The organism is Sphingomonas glacialis, from assembly GCF_006439055.1.
GTDB classification, from domain to species: Bacteria; Pseudomonadota; Alphaproteobacteria; order Sphingomonadales; family Sphingomonadaceae; genus Sphingomonas; species Sphingomonas glacialis_A.
The window spans coordinates 1-16,322 of sequence record NZ_RCZC01000003.1; the positions used below are offsets into that span (position 1 = coordinate 1).

14 protein-coding genes are annotated in these 16,322 nt (G+C 59.6%); 10 read left to right on the top strand and 4 right to left on the bottom strand.

Annotation, left to right across the window (positions count from 1 at the left end):
- The first annotated feature begins 538 nt into the window (after positions 1 to 538).
- From drt5 to EAH76_RS11790, 5 genes are all read left to right on the top strand, one after another.
- Positions 539 to 2,035, top strand: coding sequence for an antiviral reverse transcriptase Drt5 (gene drt5 / locus EAH76_RS11770; protein WP_140850483.1), 1,497 nt, complete (start codon positions 539 to 541; stop codon positions 2,033 to 2,035).
- A gap of 507 nt (positions 2,036 to 2,542) precedes the next feature.
- Positions 2,543 to 3,181: a type II toxin-antitoxin system toxin DNA ADP-ribosyl transferase DarT gene (darT, locus tag EAH76_RS11775; RefSeq protein WP_140850484.1), complete on the top strand. Its 639-nt coding sequence runs from the start codon at positions 2,543 to 2,545 to the stop codon at positions 3,179 to 3,181.
- Entirely contained in the window at positions 3,181 to 4,272 is a 1,092-nt protein-coding gene (gene darG, locus EAH76_RS11780; protein ID WP_140850485.1) for a type II toxin-antitoxin system antitoxin DNA ADP-ribosyl glycohydrolase DarG, read from the top strand. Before darT ends, darG begins: the two co-directional genes overlap by 1 nt.
- Before the next feature lie 21 nt (positions 4,273 to 4,293).
- On the top strand, positions 4,294 to 5,076 hold the full coding sequence (locus tag EAH76_RS11785; protein WP_140850486.1) for a DUF5131 family protein: 783 nt from the start codon (positions 4,294 to 4,296) through the stop codon (positions 5,074 to 5,076).
- A gap of 36 nt (positions 5,077 to 5,112) precedes the next feature.
- Positions 5,113 to 6,372, top strand: a complete 1,260-nt coding sequence (locus tag EAH76_RS11790) for a three-Cys-motif partner protein TcmP (RefSeq protein ID WP_140850487.1) — start codon at positions 5,113 to 5,115, stop codon at positions 6,370 to 6,372.
- 570 nt (positions 6,373 to 6,942) lie between these two features.
- On the opposite strand, the gene EAH76_RS11795 is transcribed toward EAH76_RS11790, so the two are convergent.
- Entirely contained in the window at positions 6,943 to 7,347 is a 405-nt protein-coding gene (locus tag EAH76_RS11795; RefSeq protein ID WP_170208022.1) for a winged helix-turn-helix transcriptional regulator, read from the bottom strand.
- Positions 7,348 to 7,436: 89 nt separating this feature from the next.
- Between EAH76_RS11795 and EAH76_RS11800 the strand changes: the two genes are divergently transcribed.
- The 5 genes from EAH76_RS11800 to EAH76_RS11820 all read left to right on the top strand — a co-directional run bounded on the left by EAH76_RS11800 (position 7,437) and on the right by EAH76_RS11820 (position 14,288).
- Positions 7,437 to 8,018 carry an FMN-dependent NADH-azoreductase gene (locus tag EAH76_RS11800; protein ID WP_140850488.1) on the top strand — a complete coding sequence of 194 codons (582 nt, stop codon included), beginning with the start codon at positions 7,437 to 7,439 and terminating at the stop codon, positions 8,016 to 8,018.
- Between the two features lie 378 nt (positions 8,019 to 8,396).
- Positions 8,397 to 10,034 (top strand): caspase family protein, encoded by a 1,638-nt coding sequence (locus EAH76_RS11805; protein ID WP_140850489.1) that lies wholly within the window; start codon positions 8,397 to 8,399, stop codon positions 10,032 to 10,034.
- Positions 10,031 to 10,822 (top strand): hypothetical protein, encoded by a 792-nt coding sequence (locus EAH76_RS11810; protein WP_140850490.1) that lies wholly within the window; start codon positions 10,031 to 10,033, stop codon positions 10,820 to 10,822. Before EAH76_RS11805 ends, EAH76_RS11810 begins: the two co-directional genes overlap by 4 nt.
- A 634-nt stretch (positions 10,823 to 11,456) precedes the next feature.
- Entirely contained in the window at positions 11,457 to 12,542 is a 1,086-nt protein-coding gene (locus tag EAH76_RS11815; RefSeq protein ID WP_140850491.1) for a dsDNA nuclease domain-containing protein, read from the top strand.
- Positions 12,543 to 12,599: 57 nt separating this feature from the next.
- Positions 12,600 to 14,288 (top strand): hypothetical protein, encoded by a 1,689-nt coding sequence (locus EAH76_RS11820; protein ID WP_140850492.1) that lies wholly within the window; start codon positions 12,600 to 12,602, stop codon positions 14,286 to 14,288.
- A 317-nt stretch (positions 14,289 to 14,605) separates the two neighbouring features.
- Here EAH76_RS11820 and EAH76_RS11825 read toward each other — a convergent pair whose 3' ends face one another.
- Genes EAH76_RS11825 through EAH76_RS11835 form a run of 3 tightly spaced genes read right to left on the bottom strand, consistent with a single transcriptional unit; the run spans position 14,606 to position 16,241 of the window.
- Positions 14,606 to 15,541, bottom strand: a complete 936-nt coding sequence (locus EAH76_RS11825; protein WP_140850493.1) for a nucleotidyltransferase and HEPN domain-containing protein — start codon at positions 15,539 to 15,541, stop codon at positions 14,606 to 14,608.
- Positions 15,542 to 15,555: 14 nt separating this feature from the next.
- A complete protein-coding gene (locus tag EAH76_RS11830; protein ID WP_140850494.1) occupies positions 15,556 to 15,996 on the bottom strand; it encodes a type II toxin-antitoxin system VapC family toxin in 441 nt (146 codons plus the stop codon).
- The gene (locus EAH76_RS11835; RefSeq protein WP_140850495.1) at positions 15,996 to 16,241 is read right to left on the bottom strand and encodes a hypothetical protein; all 246 of its coding nucleotides are present in this window, start codon (positions 16,239 to 16,241) and stop codon (positions 15,996 to 15,998) included. The genes EAH76_RS11830 and EAH76_RS11835 overlap by 1 nt, the downstream gene beginning before the upstream one ends.
- Positions 16,242 to 16,322 lie beyond the last annotated feature (81 nt).

The window sequence follows — 16,322 nt, forward strand, 5'->3', positions numbered from 1 at the left end:
GGCACGGCCCGTTATCGATAGACCCCGCATCGCGACCGCGTCGGGGAACAGACGAGCTCGCGCGTAGCGATATCAGAGGCGTCGCTGCGCCCGGCGCGGATCGTCGACCTATACCTGAAAGCCCATTATCAGCTCCCGCATCGGGTCGGCCCGCGGGGACGGACGACAACAAATCCGTCAGGTCAGCAACCACTCCAACCTGCCAAAATCCGAAATCCCCATAGGTCACCGCTCGAGGCCCGCGGGTTCGGGCCTCCCAGACTTTCGTACGCCTGCCGGCGCCCGAAACTCTTCAGGAAAGCGGCCTGGCCGCTTTCGGGCGGCGCTCGCCATAACCAGCCATTCGTTCATGCGGGAGGGCCGGGGCTCAAAGCGCATTGGCGAGTGGATAGCGAAATGGCGGCTTTCGAGCGATCGTTCAAGGTAAGCCGCCATCGCCCTGAGTATTCCAAGCTGAATATGTGGAACCGACGCTGACGATGATGGCGTTTTGGATAATTCCATTGCAGGACGCGAACTTTTATTGCGATGATAGACCATGGCGCCGCTAACCAAGAAAAAAGCCGCATTGTCCGCGAAGGCGTTCTATCTGGACGACCTTCCCAGCACGCTTTTTCCGCTCAATACGAATAAGGTTCTGGTTGAACGCGGCGCGGAGCAAATTTCCGCCTTCGCAGCGGACTTGGCCCAGTCCTCCGAGCGCTCGTTCCTGCCGCAACGGAGGGTTCACGCGAACAAGGACAAGTTCCATCTCCGGCGGACAATCAAGCTCGACGTCGTCGCCGAATATTATCTGTATGAGCTCGTGCACCGCAACCGGGACCGATTTCGCAAGCCGCATGTCCCTGACCGCCGTCGGCATTTCGGATATCGCTTCAAGGAGGGCGTCCCGCTTTCCGCGTCGGAGAGTTACGCTGCGTTCCGGACCCAGGTGTTCAGCGCCCATATTGGCGCCGAGGAATTTATCGCTTTCGATGTCGCGAATTACTTCAACAATGTCTATCATCACGATCTACATGCCTGGTTCGCGAAGATCACGCCGAAGGACCCGAGTGACGTGGTCGCGTTCGGAAAATTTTTTCGTGAAATTAATGCAGGCCGAACCCTGGATTGCCTTCCCCAAGGCCTGTACCCGGCAAAGATGATTGGAAATGATTTTTTACGTTTCCTTGAAGAATCCTCAGTTCTGAATGCCAACAAAATGCTCCGGTTCATGGATGACGTCATCATCCTTGGCGATGATGCCAATGCGCTTCAGGCTGACTTCACCGAATTGCAGCGCCTGCTGGGCCTTAAGGGCCTGTCGGTGAATGCGGCCAAGACGCGAACCGAGGGATCTCCCTGGGTGGGTGAGGTCGACGACCATGTCGATGACCTCAAAAAGCGGCTGCTCAAAAGACGGCGTTCCCTGATTGTGTCTCGATATGATCGCGGCGAAGCCGATTCTGTCCAGCCTCCCCTCACCAGAAAAGAGATCGACTACATCGTCGAACTGCTGGGACGCCCGACGCTTGGCGAAGACGATGCCGAGCTGATCATGGTCGTGATGCGCGACCATGTGGATCGGATTGCTGACCGGCTCGAGCGGTTTGCCGACGGGTTTCCGCACCTCGCCAAGAACTTCTACTCGCTGTGCCGGGACGTGACCGATAAGGAGCGGGTTGCCGAAGTCGTGCTGAAGGTGGCGGGCGAAGGCAGCCACATCGGCGAATATCAACTGTTCTGGTTCGGCGTGATGCTTGAGGACTATCTCCTCGAGACCGCACTCGCGCCGGATATCATCCGCACGCTGTACACGCATGCGAGCGCCACCGACATTTCGCGCGCGAAGATCCTCGAAATTGCCGATCAGCGCTATGGCCTATCGGAGATGCGCGAGACGTTCTTGCGGGAAGGGCGTTCGGATTGGCTGGCATGGGCTTCCGCCGCCGGTGCACGATCAATGGATAAGCAGGCTCGCAACTATCTCCTCAGCTATTTCCAGAACGGGTCGGAAATGAACAAGCTGATCGCTGGTATCCTTCAGCAGGAATAGGATCAGGTCGGGGTGGCGGGGCGGCGTCCCTGCTGCGCGGTGACCGCGATCGCGCCGAGCAATATCGCGGAGGCGGGCCTTCGCAAGGTCAGGAAAGTCTCACTATCAGAATGCTGCCTTGGGAGGGAAGGCGTTCCTCGCGCGTGCAAATGGGTCGACTTGCGATGCAGGGAATTTTGGTGCGCGTCTTGGGCCACGTCCACGGCGGAGCCGCGGGCAATATATGTTCTTTATATGTTCTATTTTTCTGGTATAAGTCTCATCGGGTGCGAGATCGGGGCCACCTCCAAATTCGTGAAGGCGATGAGCGCATGGATGGATTGGGATGCGATGGCGATCGCGGCACGCCGACGGTAAAGCGGGCCACTTGCGCTGCGCTTCCTTTAGGACACTTCTCCGTCGTGTCGGAAAGATATAGGCAGTCGGCATGCGAGTGGGACCTCTCCATGGCCGAATCAGATCGGAACCGTCGCCGCGTGTGGCGTTCGGATCGGCGTTTGGGCGTTGATGATCAAGGATCTTCGCCCGGAAAAGGCTTTCATCTTTCGTATCGTCCACCGCGAGAATCTCGCGTGGACGTTGCAGCATGGAGTGCATGCACGGAGTTCGGGGCAGGTGAATCCCGCTTATGTCGACATTGGCAATCCGGAACTGATCGGCAAGCGCAACGGCAGGGACATCGCCGTTCCGCCCGGAGGCACGCTAAGCGATTATGTCCCTTTCTATTTTACGCCGCGATCGCCGATGCTGCTCAATATCAAGACCGGCCGTCACGTTCGCCAACGCGGCAACGACGAAATCGTCATCCTCGTGTCGAGCCTGCCTAAAATCCAGGAGAGTGGTCTCGATTTCCTTTTCACCGATCGACATGCCTATCTGCAAACCGCGGAGTTTCATTCCGATTTGGCGAGATTGGATCGTATCGATTGGGATATTTTGCAACGAAGCGATTTCAAGCGAGACAATGATGACCTGGGAAAATTCGAGCGCTATCAAGCGGAAGCTCTGATTTTTCAGCATGTACCCGTCTCGGCGCTTCTGGGTATCGCCTGCGTGAACGACGCTGTGGCGGCGCAACTCAGACAGCAGATCGCCGCGGCCGGCAGTGAACTGAAAGTGGCGGCGACGCCGGGATGGTTTTTCTGATGATCAAGTACACCGAAGGCAATCTTCTGAACGCCGAGGCAGAGGCCCTGGTGAACACCGTCAACACGGTTGGCGTGATGGGAAAGGGGATTGCGTTGATGTTCAAGGAGGCCTTCCCCGCGAACCTCAAAGCGTATGAGGAAGCGTGCAAGGCCGGCGCGGTGAAGGTCGGGCACATGTTCGTATCGGAGCGACGCGAACTGATGGGCCCGAAGTGGATCATCAACTTTCCGACTAAGAAGCATTGGCGCAACCCCTCCAAGCTCGAGTGGATCGAGGAAGGGCTCGAGGACCTGAAACTGGTCATCCGGGAGCACAACATCCGCTCGATCGCGCTTCCGCCGCTGGGAAGCGGCAATGGCGGCTTGGATTGGCCGGTAGTCCGTGCGCGGATCGAGCGGGCGCTTGGCGAGCTTCAGGGTGTCGAGATCCTCGTCTTCGAACCCACAGGCACGTACCAGAATGTTTCAAAGCGCGTTGGTGTTGAAAAGCTCACGCCGGCAAGGGCCGTCGTCGCCGATCTGGTGCGCCGCTATGCGGTGCTTGGCTTCGAATGTACCCTGCTGGAGATCCAGAAGCTCGCGTATTTCGCCGAGCGAAGCATTGCCCGGCTGGGCGTTGATAATCAGCTCGACTTGCGCTTCGAGGCCAATCGCTTCGGACCGTTTGCGCCGCGCCTGGTGCATTTGTTGAACGCTCTGGATGGCAGTTACCTGCACAGCGACAAGCGCATCGCGGACGCCGGGCCGATGGACGTGATCTGGTTCGACGATGGCAAGAAGGACCGGGTCGCCGCTTATCTTGGCTCCGAAGGGAAAACCTTCCTTGCGGCGCTCGAGGCGACAAGCGAGCTGATCGATGGCTTCGAGACGCCGCTCGGCATGGAATTGCTCGCGACCGTGGATTGGCTGATCGAACATGGCGATACGCCGACCCTTGCCGGTATCCAGCAGGGTCTGCGTAACTGGAAAGGCGGAGAAGATGCGGCCCGCCGCAAGCTTCGTCTGTTCGACGACCGCATGATCGAGATCGCCTTGGCCCGCCTCACACGCTGGCGCGTGCCCGCCAGCGCCGCAGCGGTCGGCGCATAGCGTCCGCGAGGAGAATTCGACATGGCCGAAACGCAGATCGAATGGACCGATGCCACCTGGAATCCCGTGGCGGGGTGCTCGATCATCTCGGCAGGCTGCACGAATTGCTATGCGATGGAGATGGCGAAGCGCCTTGAGGCAATGCACATGGAGAAATACTCTGGCCTGACGCGGCAGAGCGGGAAACGGACGATCTGGAGCGGCATCGTCCGGGAGGATCCCAGCGCGCTTTCGATCCCGCACCGGTGGCGCAAATCGCGCAAGATTTTTGTCAATTCGATGAGCGACCTCTTCCACGAACAGGTCAGCGATGCCTTCATCCTCGAAGTCTGGCGCGTGATGCGGGACACGCCGCATCACAATTATCAAATTCTGACCAAGCGGCCCGAGCGAATGGCCGAGATCGTCTCGACCAATATCAAGGATGTTCTTCCAAACGTCTGGTTGGGGACCAGCGTCGAGGATGCAGAGGCCGTGTCCCGGATCGACCATCTGCGGACGGTTCCCGCGGCTATCCGTTTCCTGTCGTTCGAACCGCTCATCGGGGCGGTCGGCACAGTGGACCTTTCTGATATCCATTGGGCTATCGTCGGGGGCGAAAGCGGCCGTTCGGCGCGGCCGATCCGGGAGGACTGGATCGACGAGATCCACGAACAATGTCTGGAGTACGAAACCGCTTTCTTTTTCAAACAATGGGGAACGTGGGGCAAAGACAATAAGCGCCGTTCCAAGAAGGCCAATGGCAGGGAGTATCGAGGACGGACCTGGGACGAGATGCCCTCGGCCTTTTCCGCCGCGCTATAAGCTATCTGCGATGGAACGGCAGCCAAGGGGGAATGAATGGCCGAGAAGCCGTACGCATGGAGCAAGGGCGCGGTTCTGGAGGAACACTCTCGCCGCAAGCACAAGATCCTACGAGAATATTTCTTCGAATATCTGACCGTCCGATGCAAGCTGCCTCAGCAGGAGAAGTTCAGGCTTGCCATCGTCGACGGATTTGCGGGCGGGGGCAGGTATCGGTGCGGAACCTCAGGCTCGCCATTGATCTTCGTCGAGGAGCTCAAGCGTGCCGTCGAGATGGTCAACGTCCAGCGCGCTTCGCAGGGCATGGGCTTGATCGAGATCGAGTGCCTGCTTGTCCTCAACGACCATAGCCGCGACGCCATTGAGGAGTTGAAGACGAACGTCGCGCCGCTGCAGGCGGAAATCGCTGAAACTGTCCCTCGGCTGCATCTGCGCGTCGAGTATCTGAACGAGGCGTTCGAGCGCGCCTATCCAACCATGAAGCGATTCCTCGAACAGGGGCGGTATCGCAACGTACTCTTCAATCTCGATCAGTGCGGCTATAGCCATGTCGACCGAAACACGCTGCTCGACATCATGCGCTCGCATCCTTCGGTCGAAATCTTCTACACGTTCATGATCAGCTCGCTGCTGTCCTTCCTGCAAAAATCGGATCCGGTGTTGCTGGCGGCCCAGCTTCGGCCGTTCGGTATCGATTCCACTAATCTCGCATCGCTCGAAGGAGGCATGAGCAAACCCAACTGGCTCGGCGCCGCCGAGCGCCTCGTGTTCGAGACCTTCCGAACCTGCGCGCCCTTTGTCAGCCCCTTTTCGGTGAATAACCCCGGAGGGTGGCGATACTGGCTGATCCACTTCGCCAATATTTATCGAGGGCGCCAAGTCTATAACAACATCCTGCATCAGAATAGCAGCTCCCAGGCGCACTACGGACGGTCGGGACTGAACATGCTGGCCTATGACCCGAGCCATGATGACGGGTCGTTATATCTGTTCGACCTGACGGGCCGGGAGGGCGCCCGAAACCAGCTGCTCGAAGATATTCCCCGGCTCATCTCGGAGTCCGGCGATGTCATAGGCGTAGGGGATTTTTACGAGAGCATCTATAATGCGACCCCCGCACATACCGACGACGTGCACAGTGCGATTATAGAGAATCCGGATGTCGAGGTGATCACGCCTGCAGGCGGCGAACGCCGTAAAGCCAATACGATTGCGGTCGGGGACATGCTCAAGCTCAAGACGCAGAAGAGCTTCTTCCCGATGTTCCTCAACGCCAGCACAAAGCGCGGGCGATGACCACGCAGGCGGACGATGAAGAGGAGCGCATCGTCTGCGCCGATTGTATCACCGAGTCCCGTCTAAAAGCGTTGATTGAAGCTGCTGACGAAAACGCGTGAGTGTTCCTTCTGCTATTCCGAGGCAGCGACAATCACGATCGCGGATTTTGCAGCGCGAATAAACGCCGCGTTCGAGGCGCATTTCACGCGGACCTCGGATCAGCCCGACGCCTTGCCAATCGGCGATGCTGGCCGATCGCGAAAGCAGCTACGGGTGGGAACGCGACGGCGAACCCGTCTTCGACGCGATCCAGGGCATAGCTGGGGGGCAGAACTCACGGCTTCCAGGCGAGAATGTTGCGTTCGCAGTCTGCGTGCCCATAGCTCGCGAAAGGCAGCAAAGGCCCACTTTCAGCGCTTCACCGCCCGCTTCGGCGGCGGCACTACGGTACATTTTACCAAGATGAACAGATGTCTGGACGTGAGGATAGGAAAAGCAACGCTGAATGTCGCCTTGTGGGTCGAGCCGGACAACGCATGCAGCCACCTCGATAGCGAGCCTCGTCGACAGTTATGAGTCACACGCTGCTTAATGAGATCCCTGACCACCATTGTTGAGTGCAGCTCCCCTGGTCGTGTCATACAGGACGCGGTTACAGTCTATTTGCTCGAGATGCGCTCCGGCCCAAGCGCCCAGCGCGCGAAGCGGCTTCGACAGCGAATACCCTAGTTCCGTCAGTGCATATTCGACCTGAGGCGGCACTGTAGGATGGACCGTCCGGCTGACCATGCCGTCGCGGTCGAGTGCCTTCAGCGTGCGGGTGAGCATCTGCTGCGAGATTCCGCCAATCGTCCGCTTGATGTCATTGAAGCGGCGTGGACGCTCGATCAGCACCATCACGATCATTACCGTCCACTTATCGCCAACCAGCGATAGCACGCTGTTCATCCGACGGCAGTCGGCGCTGACGCCCGGATGGGCAGGCATATCCATGTGACCTAGTCCTAAAAATATGCGTCCTTGGCGGGGAGCCGGCAGTCACATACGTGCCCTTGGTCACAAATATAGACCGGAGACAAGCGATGAAACTTCTGCATCTCGATTCCAGCATCATGGGCGAGAATTCGGCGAGCCGTGCCATCTCTATTGCCGTCGTCGAGCGTCTGCGGGAAACCAATCCGGGCATCGAGGTCACCTATCGCGATCTCGCGGCCGAGCCGATCGCCCACATGACGCTGGACACCTTTCTAGCGCTTGAGACGGGCGCGGAAGTGCAGCAATTTCTCGAAGCGGACGTCGTCGTGATCGGCGCAGGCTTCTACAATTTCTCCATTCCCAGCCAGTTGAAGGCTTGGATCGATCGCATCGCAGTGCGCGGCAAAACGTTCTCGTACGGCGAGAGTGGTCCGGTCGGCCTAGCTGCGGGCAAGCGTGTGATCATCGCGCTTGCGCGAGGCAACGTCTACGGCGCGGGCTCGCCCTATACCTCGTACGAGCACGCCGAAACGCTGCTGCGCTCGATCTTCAGCTTCGTCGGCGCTGACGTCGAGGTCATCATTGCCGAAGGTCTTGGACGCGGCGAGGATGCGCGTCGAGCCTCGATCAACGGGGCTCTCGCACAGGCCCGCGAGATGCCGCAAACTTATCTCGTCGCCGCAGCTTAATTGGACGGTGCGAACACGGTTCGGGCTGGCCCGAACCGTGTTCGCTGTCGGCTTTCAGCTTCATCGACGTTCTCAAAGACGCAGTCCGAATCGAACATGAATAAGAGTCCGGAGTCGGGAAGCGGTCGGAGCCTGCTGAGCGACCGCCTTTGGGTCCTCGACCCTCGCAGCTAGCAACCGCGCTGGCGGAGGGCTGCTAGACGGATTCGGAGGCGGAGGTGGTAAGCCGCTCTCGTTCACATTGCTGAACAAACGCGTCAGGGTGCATCCGAGCCATTCATCTACTATGTTGTTCGTGGCACTAGCGCGGTCCGCACCAAGCATCCCGTTGCTGGGAGGCTCGCGTCGGTAGAGGTGGTCGATCGTAAGGGCTTGGGGATGGCGAAGAAGGTTTCCAAGGCGGTGGTGAAGCTCAAACCCGCACCTGCCGAGGTGATCGCGTTGCCTGAAACGGGACGGGTTTACGCGGTCGTGGTCGGGGTGGAGGAGTACCGGACTGAGGGAAAATCCCCCCTCAGGAAGGTGGACTACGCCAGGAACGATGCCGAAGGCTTCGCCCGCGTACTCGAGCAAATCTTCCCATCCGACCGTCTCGATGTGAGGCTGCTGATCGATAATGACGCGACGATCAGCACGATCTCGTACGAATTGCGAGGGGCGATTGAAATGCTCGAGGAGGACGACCTCCTCGTTTTTTACTACGCTGGCCACGGGTTCCACGGTGCGGGCGGCAACCGGATCACCGGATGGGACACGAACGCGCATCATATCGACACGACGACGGTACTGCTACGGGAGGCGCTGTTCGATCGTTTCGAGGCGAGTCGCGGCCTTCGGCTCCTGGCCTTCGTCGACGCGTGCGCTCGGACATTCGGCGAGTCCGTCAGGGGGCGGGACGTGGTGAGCGACCTAGACATTGCCGAGCTTCGCTCCTTCGTAACCCCAGGCCGCTACACAGGTCTCTTTCTCTCGTGCGAGCCTGGGCAACCCTCCTACCCTGCCGACGCCCAAAGGCATGGCGCCTGGACCCACTTCCTGCTGGCCGCCCTGAGCGGCGAGGCCGATGGCGCCCTTGATCGGGCTCGCTACCTCACCGACCGATCGCTGCGCGACTACCTCGCGCGGCAAGTGCCAGCCTTCCTTCGCAGCGACACGGATTTCAGGGGACAGCAGCGTCCCCAGGCGATCATCACCAGTTCCGGCACCTTCGCGATCAGGCAGGTGCCTGAGAGGAGGCAAGAGCCGGTCGGTGCAGGCAATTTCTCCGACATCCGCGTGGCACCCGAGCGCGAGTTCTTCGAGCGCATCCAGATGGGGAGCATCACCTCGCTGAACGGCTTCAGCAAGCGTTCCGGACACTTCGTTCCTGAGCGGGTCAATGACGCCGCGACCTACTTCGTTCGCGGTCTGATTGCTGCGGACGTGGTCGAAGAGATGCAGTCAACCTACCAGCACGTGCGCGAGGCTTTCGGTCTCAGGCGGCGGGACGTCAGCCGCGAGGACGACGATGGACAGGGCAGCATCAGCACCGACGTGTTCCGCTTCTCGATTGAGACTGACCAGGACAGGTCAGACCCTGCGGGATACGTATTGATAAGGCGCCTGGAGTTGCGCGAGGGGGGTGAGGCGCACCTCGAGAAGATCGATGAGGTCTTCGGGAACATGTTCGATCGCATCGTGGTGCTGCAACGTGGTGATCCGCCGGATTTCGATGCCCTTGTCGAGCAACTCGAGGACATTGCAGATGATGCAGGCGGCACCGTTACCGACGATCAGGTCCGCGGCCGGGTGGAATACCACGCGCCCGATGATACAACGCTGACCTTCGATACCGAGCGAAACACCATTCGCCTGCAGGGTGGCGGGAGGCAGGATTGCTCGACACTCCTAGAACGCGCGCGCCGGTTCCACTTCGGGCTAACATCGCGATCTATGCTGCTTGGTGGCGAGGTAGAGCGGATAGCTGCGCCTGCCGAGACCAGTGCAAAGAGTCGCATGGGGAGAGGAAGGCGATGAGCCGCGTTCTCCGCGTGTTCCTGCCAATCCTGCCAGCGATACTGGTGGCAGCATGCGCCACGGGCCATCTCGGCGCTGTCGGAGGCGGAGGTGTTAACGTATCCGGGGGCGCGCTGCCTACGGGTAGCGACGCGAGCTTCCTAGGCTCGTTCTCAGCGCCGCTATGGGTTGTCCTGGTTATCAACTTGGCAACATTGATCTCGGCCGGTGTGAACGCTTGGGCCGTGTTCCGAGTGGCACCGAAGACCGCCCTTCTGGTTGCCGAGAAACAGGCGGAGGTTGCGCGCGAGGCAGTGTCAGCGTCCGCGGCGAGCGCGACCGCGGCCAGGGAGGCCGCGGTCGCATCGACAAACAACGCCGCGACCGCTGCCCGCTCGGCCGAGAACCAAGGCATCCACGCTGTCGCTCGGCTCAGGCAGGAGTGGATCAACGAGCTGCGGGGGCGCATCGCCCAGGCCCACGCGCTCCTGTCCAACCGCGAACAGGCAAGCACTTCTCCCGAGGGAGCGGATGGAGCTGCGGACGCCGCTGCCGACCTGAAGTACCGCCGCGAAGCGAATGAGGTAGTCGCGAGGATCGAGCTACTGCTAAATATGGAGGAGCAGCCGGCGGAGGCCCTGATGGCGGCGATCCGTCGTCTTGAGAAAGCCGGGGCGCTCTCGGAGCGTCAAGCCGCCGCGCGCGAGGTTGTCACCTGCGGCCAGGCGGTACTCAAGGAGGAGTGGGACCGCGTTAGAGAGGAGCTGACCGGTGTCCCGCGCAAGATGCGGCCTTCAGTATCGTCGTAAGCAGGTGCTCGTCGTAGGGCCAGGCTGCTACGCCGCGGCCTCCGTGACCCCGTTCCCGGGAATAGGTTCGCCAGTCCGCATCATCATCCGAAGGTGCGCATCGTATCCCGTTCGAACGAACACCTGCTCGAAGACATGCGGAACCCATCGACCGCGCTCTGGTCGGCGGTGAGGTAGGGATCGGCGATCGTATCCGCTGAAGCAGACGTTCGCCGGAGTGCCGAGACTATTTGCGAGCGTGTCGACGACCTGGCGGAGCTCGACCGGTTTTTGAAGCCGCGTGAAACCTTCGGATCTTCCAGTTACCAGCACATTGGCGGCTGCTCCCCGGAACTCGCGGGCCGTGTCAGTTGCAAGATAATCGTCTTCCGCGACAGGAAGCATTGCCGGGTCGGATCACCTGTCCGGTCATGTCAATCGCTCTTCCGAAAAACCGTTACTCGCAGCGGCCGCCTATCGGCGCGGGTTCTGCGGCGACAGACTCGTCTATCAAACTTGCGTCGTCGCTAGTTTGGAAGGCGTTATGTAAAGCGGCCATCCGCTCAGTTCGGGACCCAAGTGGCTCGCACGGCGATATTGCTGGTTGCAAAGGTATTACCGCGTGGCATCGTAACCTTTGGGGGAAGCAATTTCGATGGCATCCAAGGCTCTGATCGCAAAAAAGCCGCGTGAGCAAGCAGGTTCAGTGGCCTCGCGCGCTTTCGACTTTCAAATGCACGCGTCCATGGCGCGCATCCTCGACGCCTATCAAAAGGGCGAAGGCTTCGTTGCCTATTTTGACTTCTTTGACGATCTGATTTTCCTGACCGGGGACGGCGACGACGCTGCGATTTCCTTTTATCAGATGAAGTCACGGGCAGGTTCGGCTTGGACGCCGACTCAGCTGGCAAGCAGGCCGGCCAAAGGCGACATGCCGAAATCTATCGTCGGCAAAATCTATCACAATCTGCATGAGTTCGGGGTGCTGGTCCGCAAGGCGGCGATCATCTCGAACCAGCACCTGCAGGCCAAATATCTCGATGGCAGCAAGACCGGGCCTGACGACGGTGAGATATTACTATCGGCCTTATCGGCTGATGATCACGGAGTCCTAGTCGCTGCAATCGAAGCCGATTTCCCCGGCGACATCGATCCACGGCACACTGAGGTTCTGGTTTATGAGCGCATCGCACTCGATATGCAGAGCTTCCGCCAGACGTTGCTCGGCATGGTAACCGAGTTCGCGAACGCGATCGGGCCAGAATATGCCGTATCCGCTCAGCCGCTTTATCAGGCGCTGCTCAGCGAAATCTCGCGCTGCACTGGCACCGTCGCTTCCAGCGCCAAGACCCTATTCGAGCTGAAGAAGCAAAAGGGACTTGCGGCTTCGGACGTCGAAGCGCTGGTCGAGCAGATGAAGCGACGCGGCCGAACGCCGACCGAGTGGTGGCCGACCGTCGAAACCGAGCTGATAGCCGACGGGTGGAAAACCATCCCGCTGCGCCGCTTGTCCCTCGCCTGCCTCGAATATTGGCGTGCCCGCGAACGCGGCGACGCGATCGCCCTGGATCTCCATCGAACTCTGGCTGATTTGCTCTCCGAGCATCCAAGCCTCATGGACGACACGATCGTCGGAACAATGGTCGCCTATAAGATCGCTGGCAGCATATCGGACCCAGTAGGTGAGCCCTATACCGGCGAAGCCGCACTGCTGGTCGAAATCATGGAATCGCTCGGATGACGGGCCCCAATGTCACGCGGCTGCGCCGCATCTTGCGATCGCTGAAAGACGCTAGCCATGGCCAACGTAAAATTCGTCGGACTCTTCCTGTTGTCGCAGACCGAGAAGCGCGCGTTGAAGGTGCCCTTGAACGCGTCAAGGATCGTCATTCAAGGTGGAAACGGCTTCGGAAAATCGGCGATTCTGAAGAGCATCTACGAGACGCTGGGAGCCTTGCCGCAGAAGATTGATAGCCGATGGCGGTCCGCGCACGTCTCTAGTGCATTGGTCTTTGAGTTTCAGGGCAAACGCTACACTGCGGTGAAGGCGCTGGGCATGCACGCCTTGTTCGATGCCGAGCGCAAATTGCTGTTCTCCGGCCAGCAGGTGGTGAAGGAGTGGGGTCCCCAGCTCGCGCGATTCTTCGGCTTCAAGCTGATTATGACCGATCGCGAAGGCGATATCGTCGTACCGCCGCCGTCCTACATGTTCGCGCCGTTTTACATCGATCAGGATATGGGCTGGAGTCGGCCTTGGTCATCCTTCCAAGATCTCTACCTCCCCGACAGCGTACGCACCTTGGCCGATTACCATTCGGGGCTCAGGCCCGACGCTTATTACGAAGCGCGCGCTAATCTTGCCGTTGATCGCATCGCGCTTTCAGAATTAGAGGCGAGTGTCACGACACTGCGAGATGCAATCGAACAAATCCAGCGGATTGATGAAGGTGCCAGCCCCACCTACGACATAGGAGAGTTCCGCGCGGAGGTTGACGACCTCGTTCGGGAAAGCGAGACGCTCCTCACGCAGCAGCGCGAGTTCCGCCGCGACATCTCCGAACTGCACGAGGAAACGCACTTGCTTCAGGCTGAGAAGAGCCTGCTCGAACGAGCGCTACGCGAAATGCGTGAGGAGTTCGACGTCGCTGCCGCGCTACCCGACGAGATTGAGTGCCCGACCTGCGGCCAGGGTTATGCGAACGACCTCGCCGACCGCTTTGCGTTGATCCAGGACGAGGGAGTGCTGACTGAGGCGATCGGTGCCGCCAACATCAAGCTGAATCGGGTCAGGGACGGCGAGCGGGAGAAACAGGTTAAGCTGCACGACATTGAGAAGAGCCTGCGGCGGATTGAGCATATCCTTGCGGTCGAGCGAGCGGCCCTGTCATTCAACGATGTTGTGATCGCCGCGGGCAAAACCGAAGCCGCTAAGATCCTACGCAGTTCGCTCGGGGAGAAAGCCGCCGACGCCGCTGACGCGCGCGAACGCGTCGACAAGCATCGAGATACAATGACCGGCCTTACAAGCTCCAAGCGGAGCGGAGAGATTCTGAAATTCTACCGCGCGCTTCTCGCTAGATATGCCTTCGACCTCGATGTCGCGCTCGAGGAGGATGGCGCGCAGTCCATACATCGTATCCAGGCCGCACGTGGCAGCGAGGGGCCTCGCGGACTTTTGGCATACTACTACGCGTTTCTGCGGACCCGCTATCAATATGCGACCGCTACGGCCTTTCCCATCGTGATCGACGCCCCCAACCAGCAGGGCCAAGACGCAGTACACCTGCCGCAGATGCTGAAGTTTATCTTCGCGCAGGCGCCGGCCGATGCTCAGGTCATCGTCGCCGTCGAGGAGGCGTCGCAGGGCCTGCCGGACGATGTAGACATCCGATCCTATGGCGAGCAGCGGCGGCAAGTGCTGCGCGAAGCCGAGTTCGACGAGATCAACGAAAGGTTCGCTGTTTACACTCGCCAGCTACTGGCTTGATCGTGTGCTTAAATAGAACTGCGGCGGAGCTAGTCCAAAAGAGCTCGGAAATATAACCTCTTATAATTAGCCAATATTCTGTCATTCTGGCATCCTGCTATTTCGGTCAGGTAACCTATAAATATCTGCTGCTCACACAAGCTGCCATTCGACCTATCGCTCTGAAACGGCGAATATGTTCCCAATTCTTGCATTCAAGAACCGCTTGTCGCCGCGTAATGCCGACATGAACGGATGTCTGGAGTTGGGAGGCACGAAATCGCGGCTGAACGTCCGGAACTGGGTCCAATCCGCCGCCATCTTGGCTGCGCCGCCCTTCATCCGGCGGGCTGAGAGCCCACTTCCTGTTCGAGATGGGCGATGCGAGCGCTACAGATTAGCAGGACGACTTGCCCAAGCTGTTCGACGCGCGCCGCAATCCATTCCAGTTCCTCAGCAGTGATCTTGTAGTGCTTTGAGTAGCGCGCTTTGACATAGGCCTCTTTCAGCTTCTCGAAAATGGCCCGTTCGGTGCGCTGCTCACGGGGCCACGCGTCGATAAGATGCCTGTCGAGACGCTCGGCTTGGGTTCGCAAAAAACCGAGATTATGCACGTGAGGTGTGTAGAAGGTGATCACCAGTAAAGTGCAGTGGTACAGCGCTTCCGCAGACTGGTGAAAGAGGAACGCCGCGTCTTTTAGGTAACCCTTTTCCATCGCCGTCTGCGCGAGGTCGAATTTGCGCAATCCGCTTGGCAGCCATTCGTCGTAATACTCACGCGCCATTGCCAGCGCCTGATCGGGCGTCTTGGGCTTGGGCTCATGCAACTCGTCGTCGACGGCTTGGTAGACCGCGATCCCGTCACGCCGAACGTCCATGAAGAAATAGCGGCCATGCGCGAGCCCGTCATTCACCTCCTGCAACGTGTGAACGATAAAATTCACCGGTGTCTTGAGCGTCTTCGTGATCGCAAGTTCGCGATTGAGGTGGTCCTCGAGTTTGGACCAATAGTCGATCCGATCGGTCAGCCGCTTGTCGTTGACGATGATCAGCAGGTCAAAATCGGACTGATAGCCCTTCGCTGTATGCGGCTCGTCGACCCATCCACCGCGCGCATAGCTACCGTAAAGGATGACCTTTTCGATTCGCCCGCGCTTCTTCCACGGGTGATTGGCCAGCGCGAGCGCGTCGTCGAATTCCTCGAATATGATCTGGACGACGCGCTCGAGCTCGCGGCGCTTCTGCGGGGGAATATGATCCAGTTCGCTGCGCATCGGCAATATCCTGGTTACGGACAGCTGGGCGCGTCCGACACGCCCCATGGGTTGATAAGGTTGACGCCGGTGTGCACGAAATCAGCGACGTTTCGGGTGACAACCGTCAGGTCATGGACCAGCGCGGTCGCTGCAATCCAGCTGTCCCGCTCGCTGCGCGGATCCGGCACATGCAGGCGTGCGCACCGCGTCGCCACTTCGGCCGACAAGGAGAGAATCCGACCGTTAAACGCTGGCAGCACGGTTTCGCCCAGCCAGCGGCGCAGCATAGCCCCCTGTACAGGGTCACGTCGTTCCATGAGCAGGGTGCCATATTCCAGTTCGAACAGCGTGATCGTGCAGAGGTACGTGGAGGCCGGATCGGCGGCCGACATCCACGCGACAACCTTTGGGTCGGCGCGGCCCGACCCCAGCTTTCTGCTTTCGGACACGACGTTGGTATCGAGCAAATACATCAGTCCGCGAGACCTGCATCCCGGTGTGTCAGACTGGACCGCGGTGGTTCCCAGTCGACATCGATCGGTTCCTTCGGGGTGAGCAGTGCCGCGAGTGAGGGGCGATGGCTGGCCATCTGCTCGAGCGCCTGCTCGATCACCTCGGCCTGACTGCGGCCAGGGCTCACCAAGGTACGCAAAAGCTCCACGGCGCGCGCGGAGCGGATCGTAATCGGCGGTTGCTGGCGTCTGCCCGTGCTAGCCATGCGCGTTCTCCTAGGTATCCAACATACTACGGTGCATGCACGGACGGCAAGCACGCATTGGCGACCCGTTCGATGCCGTTG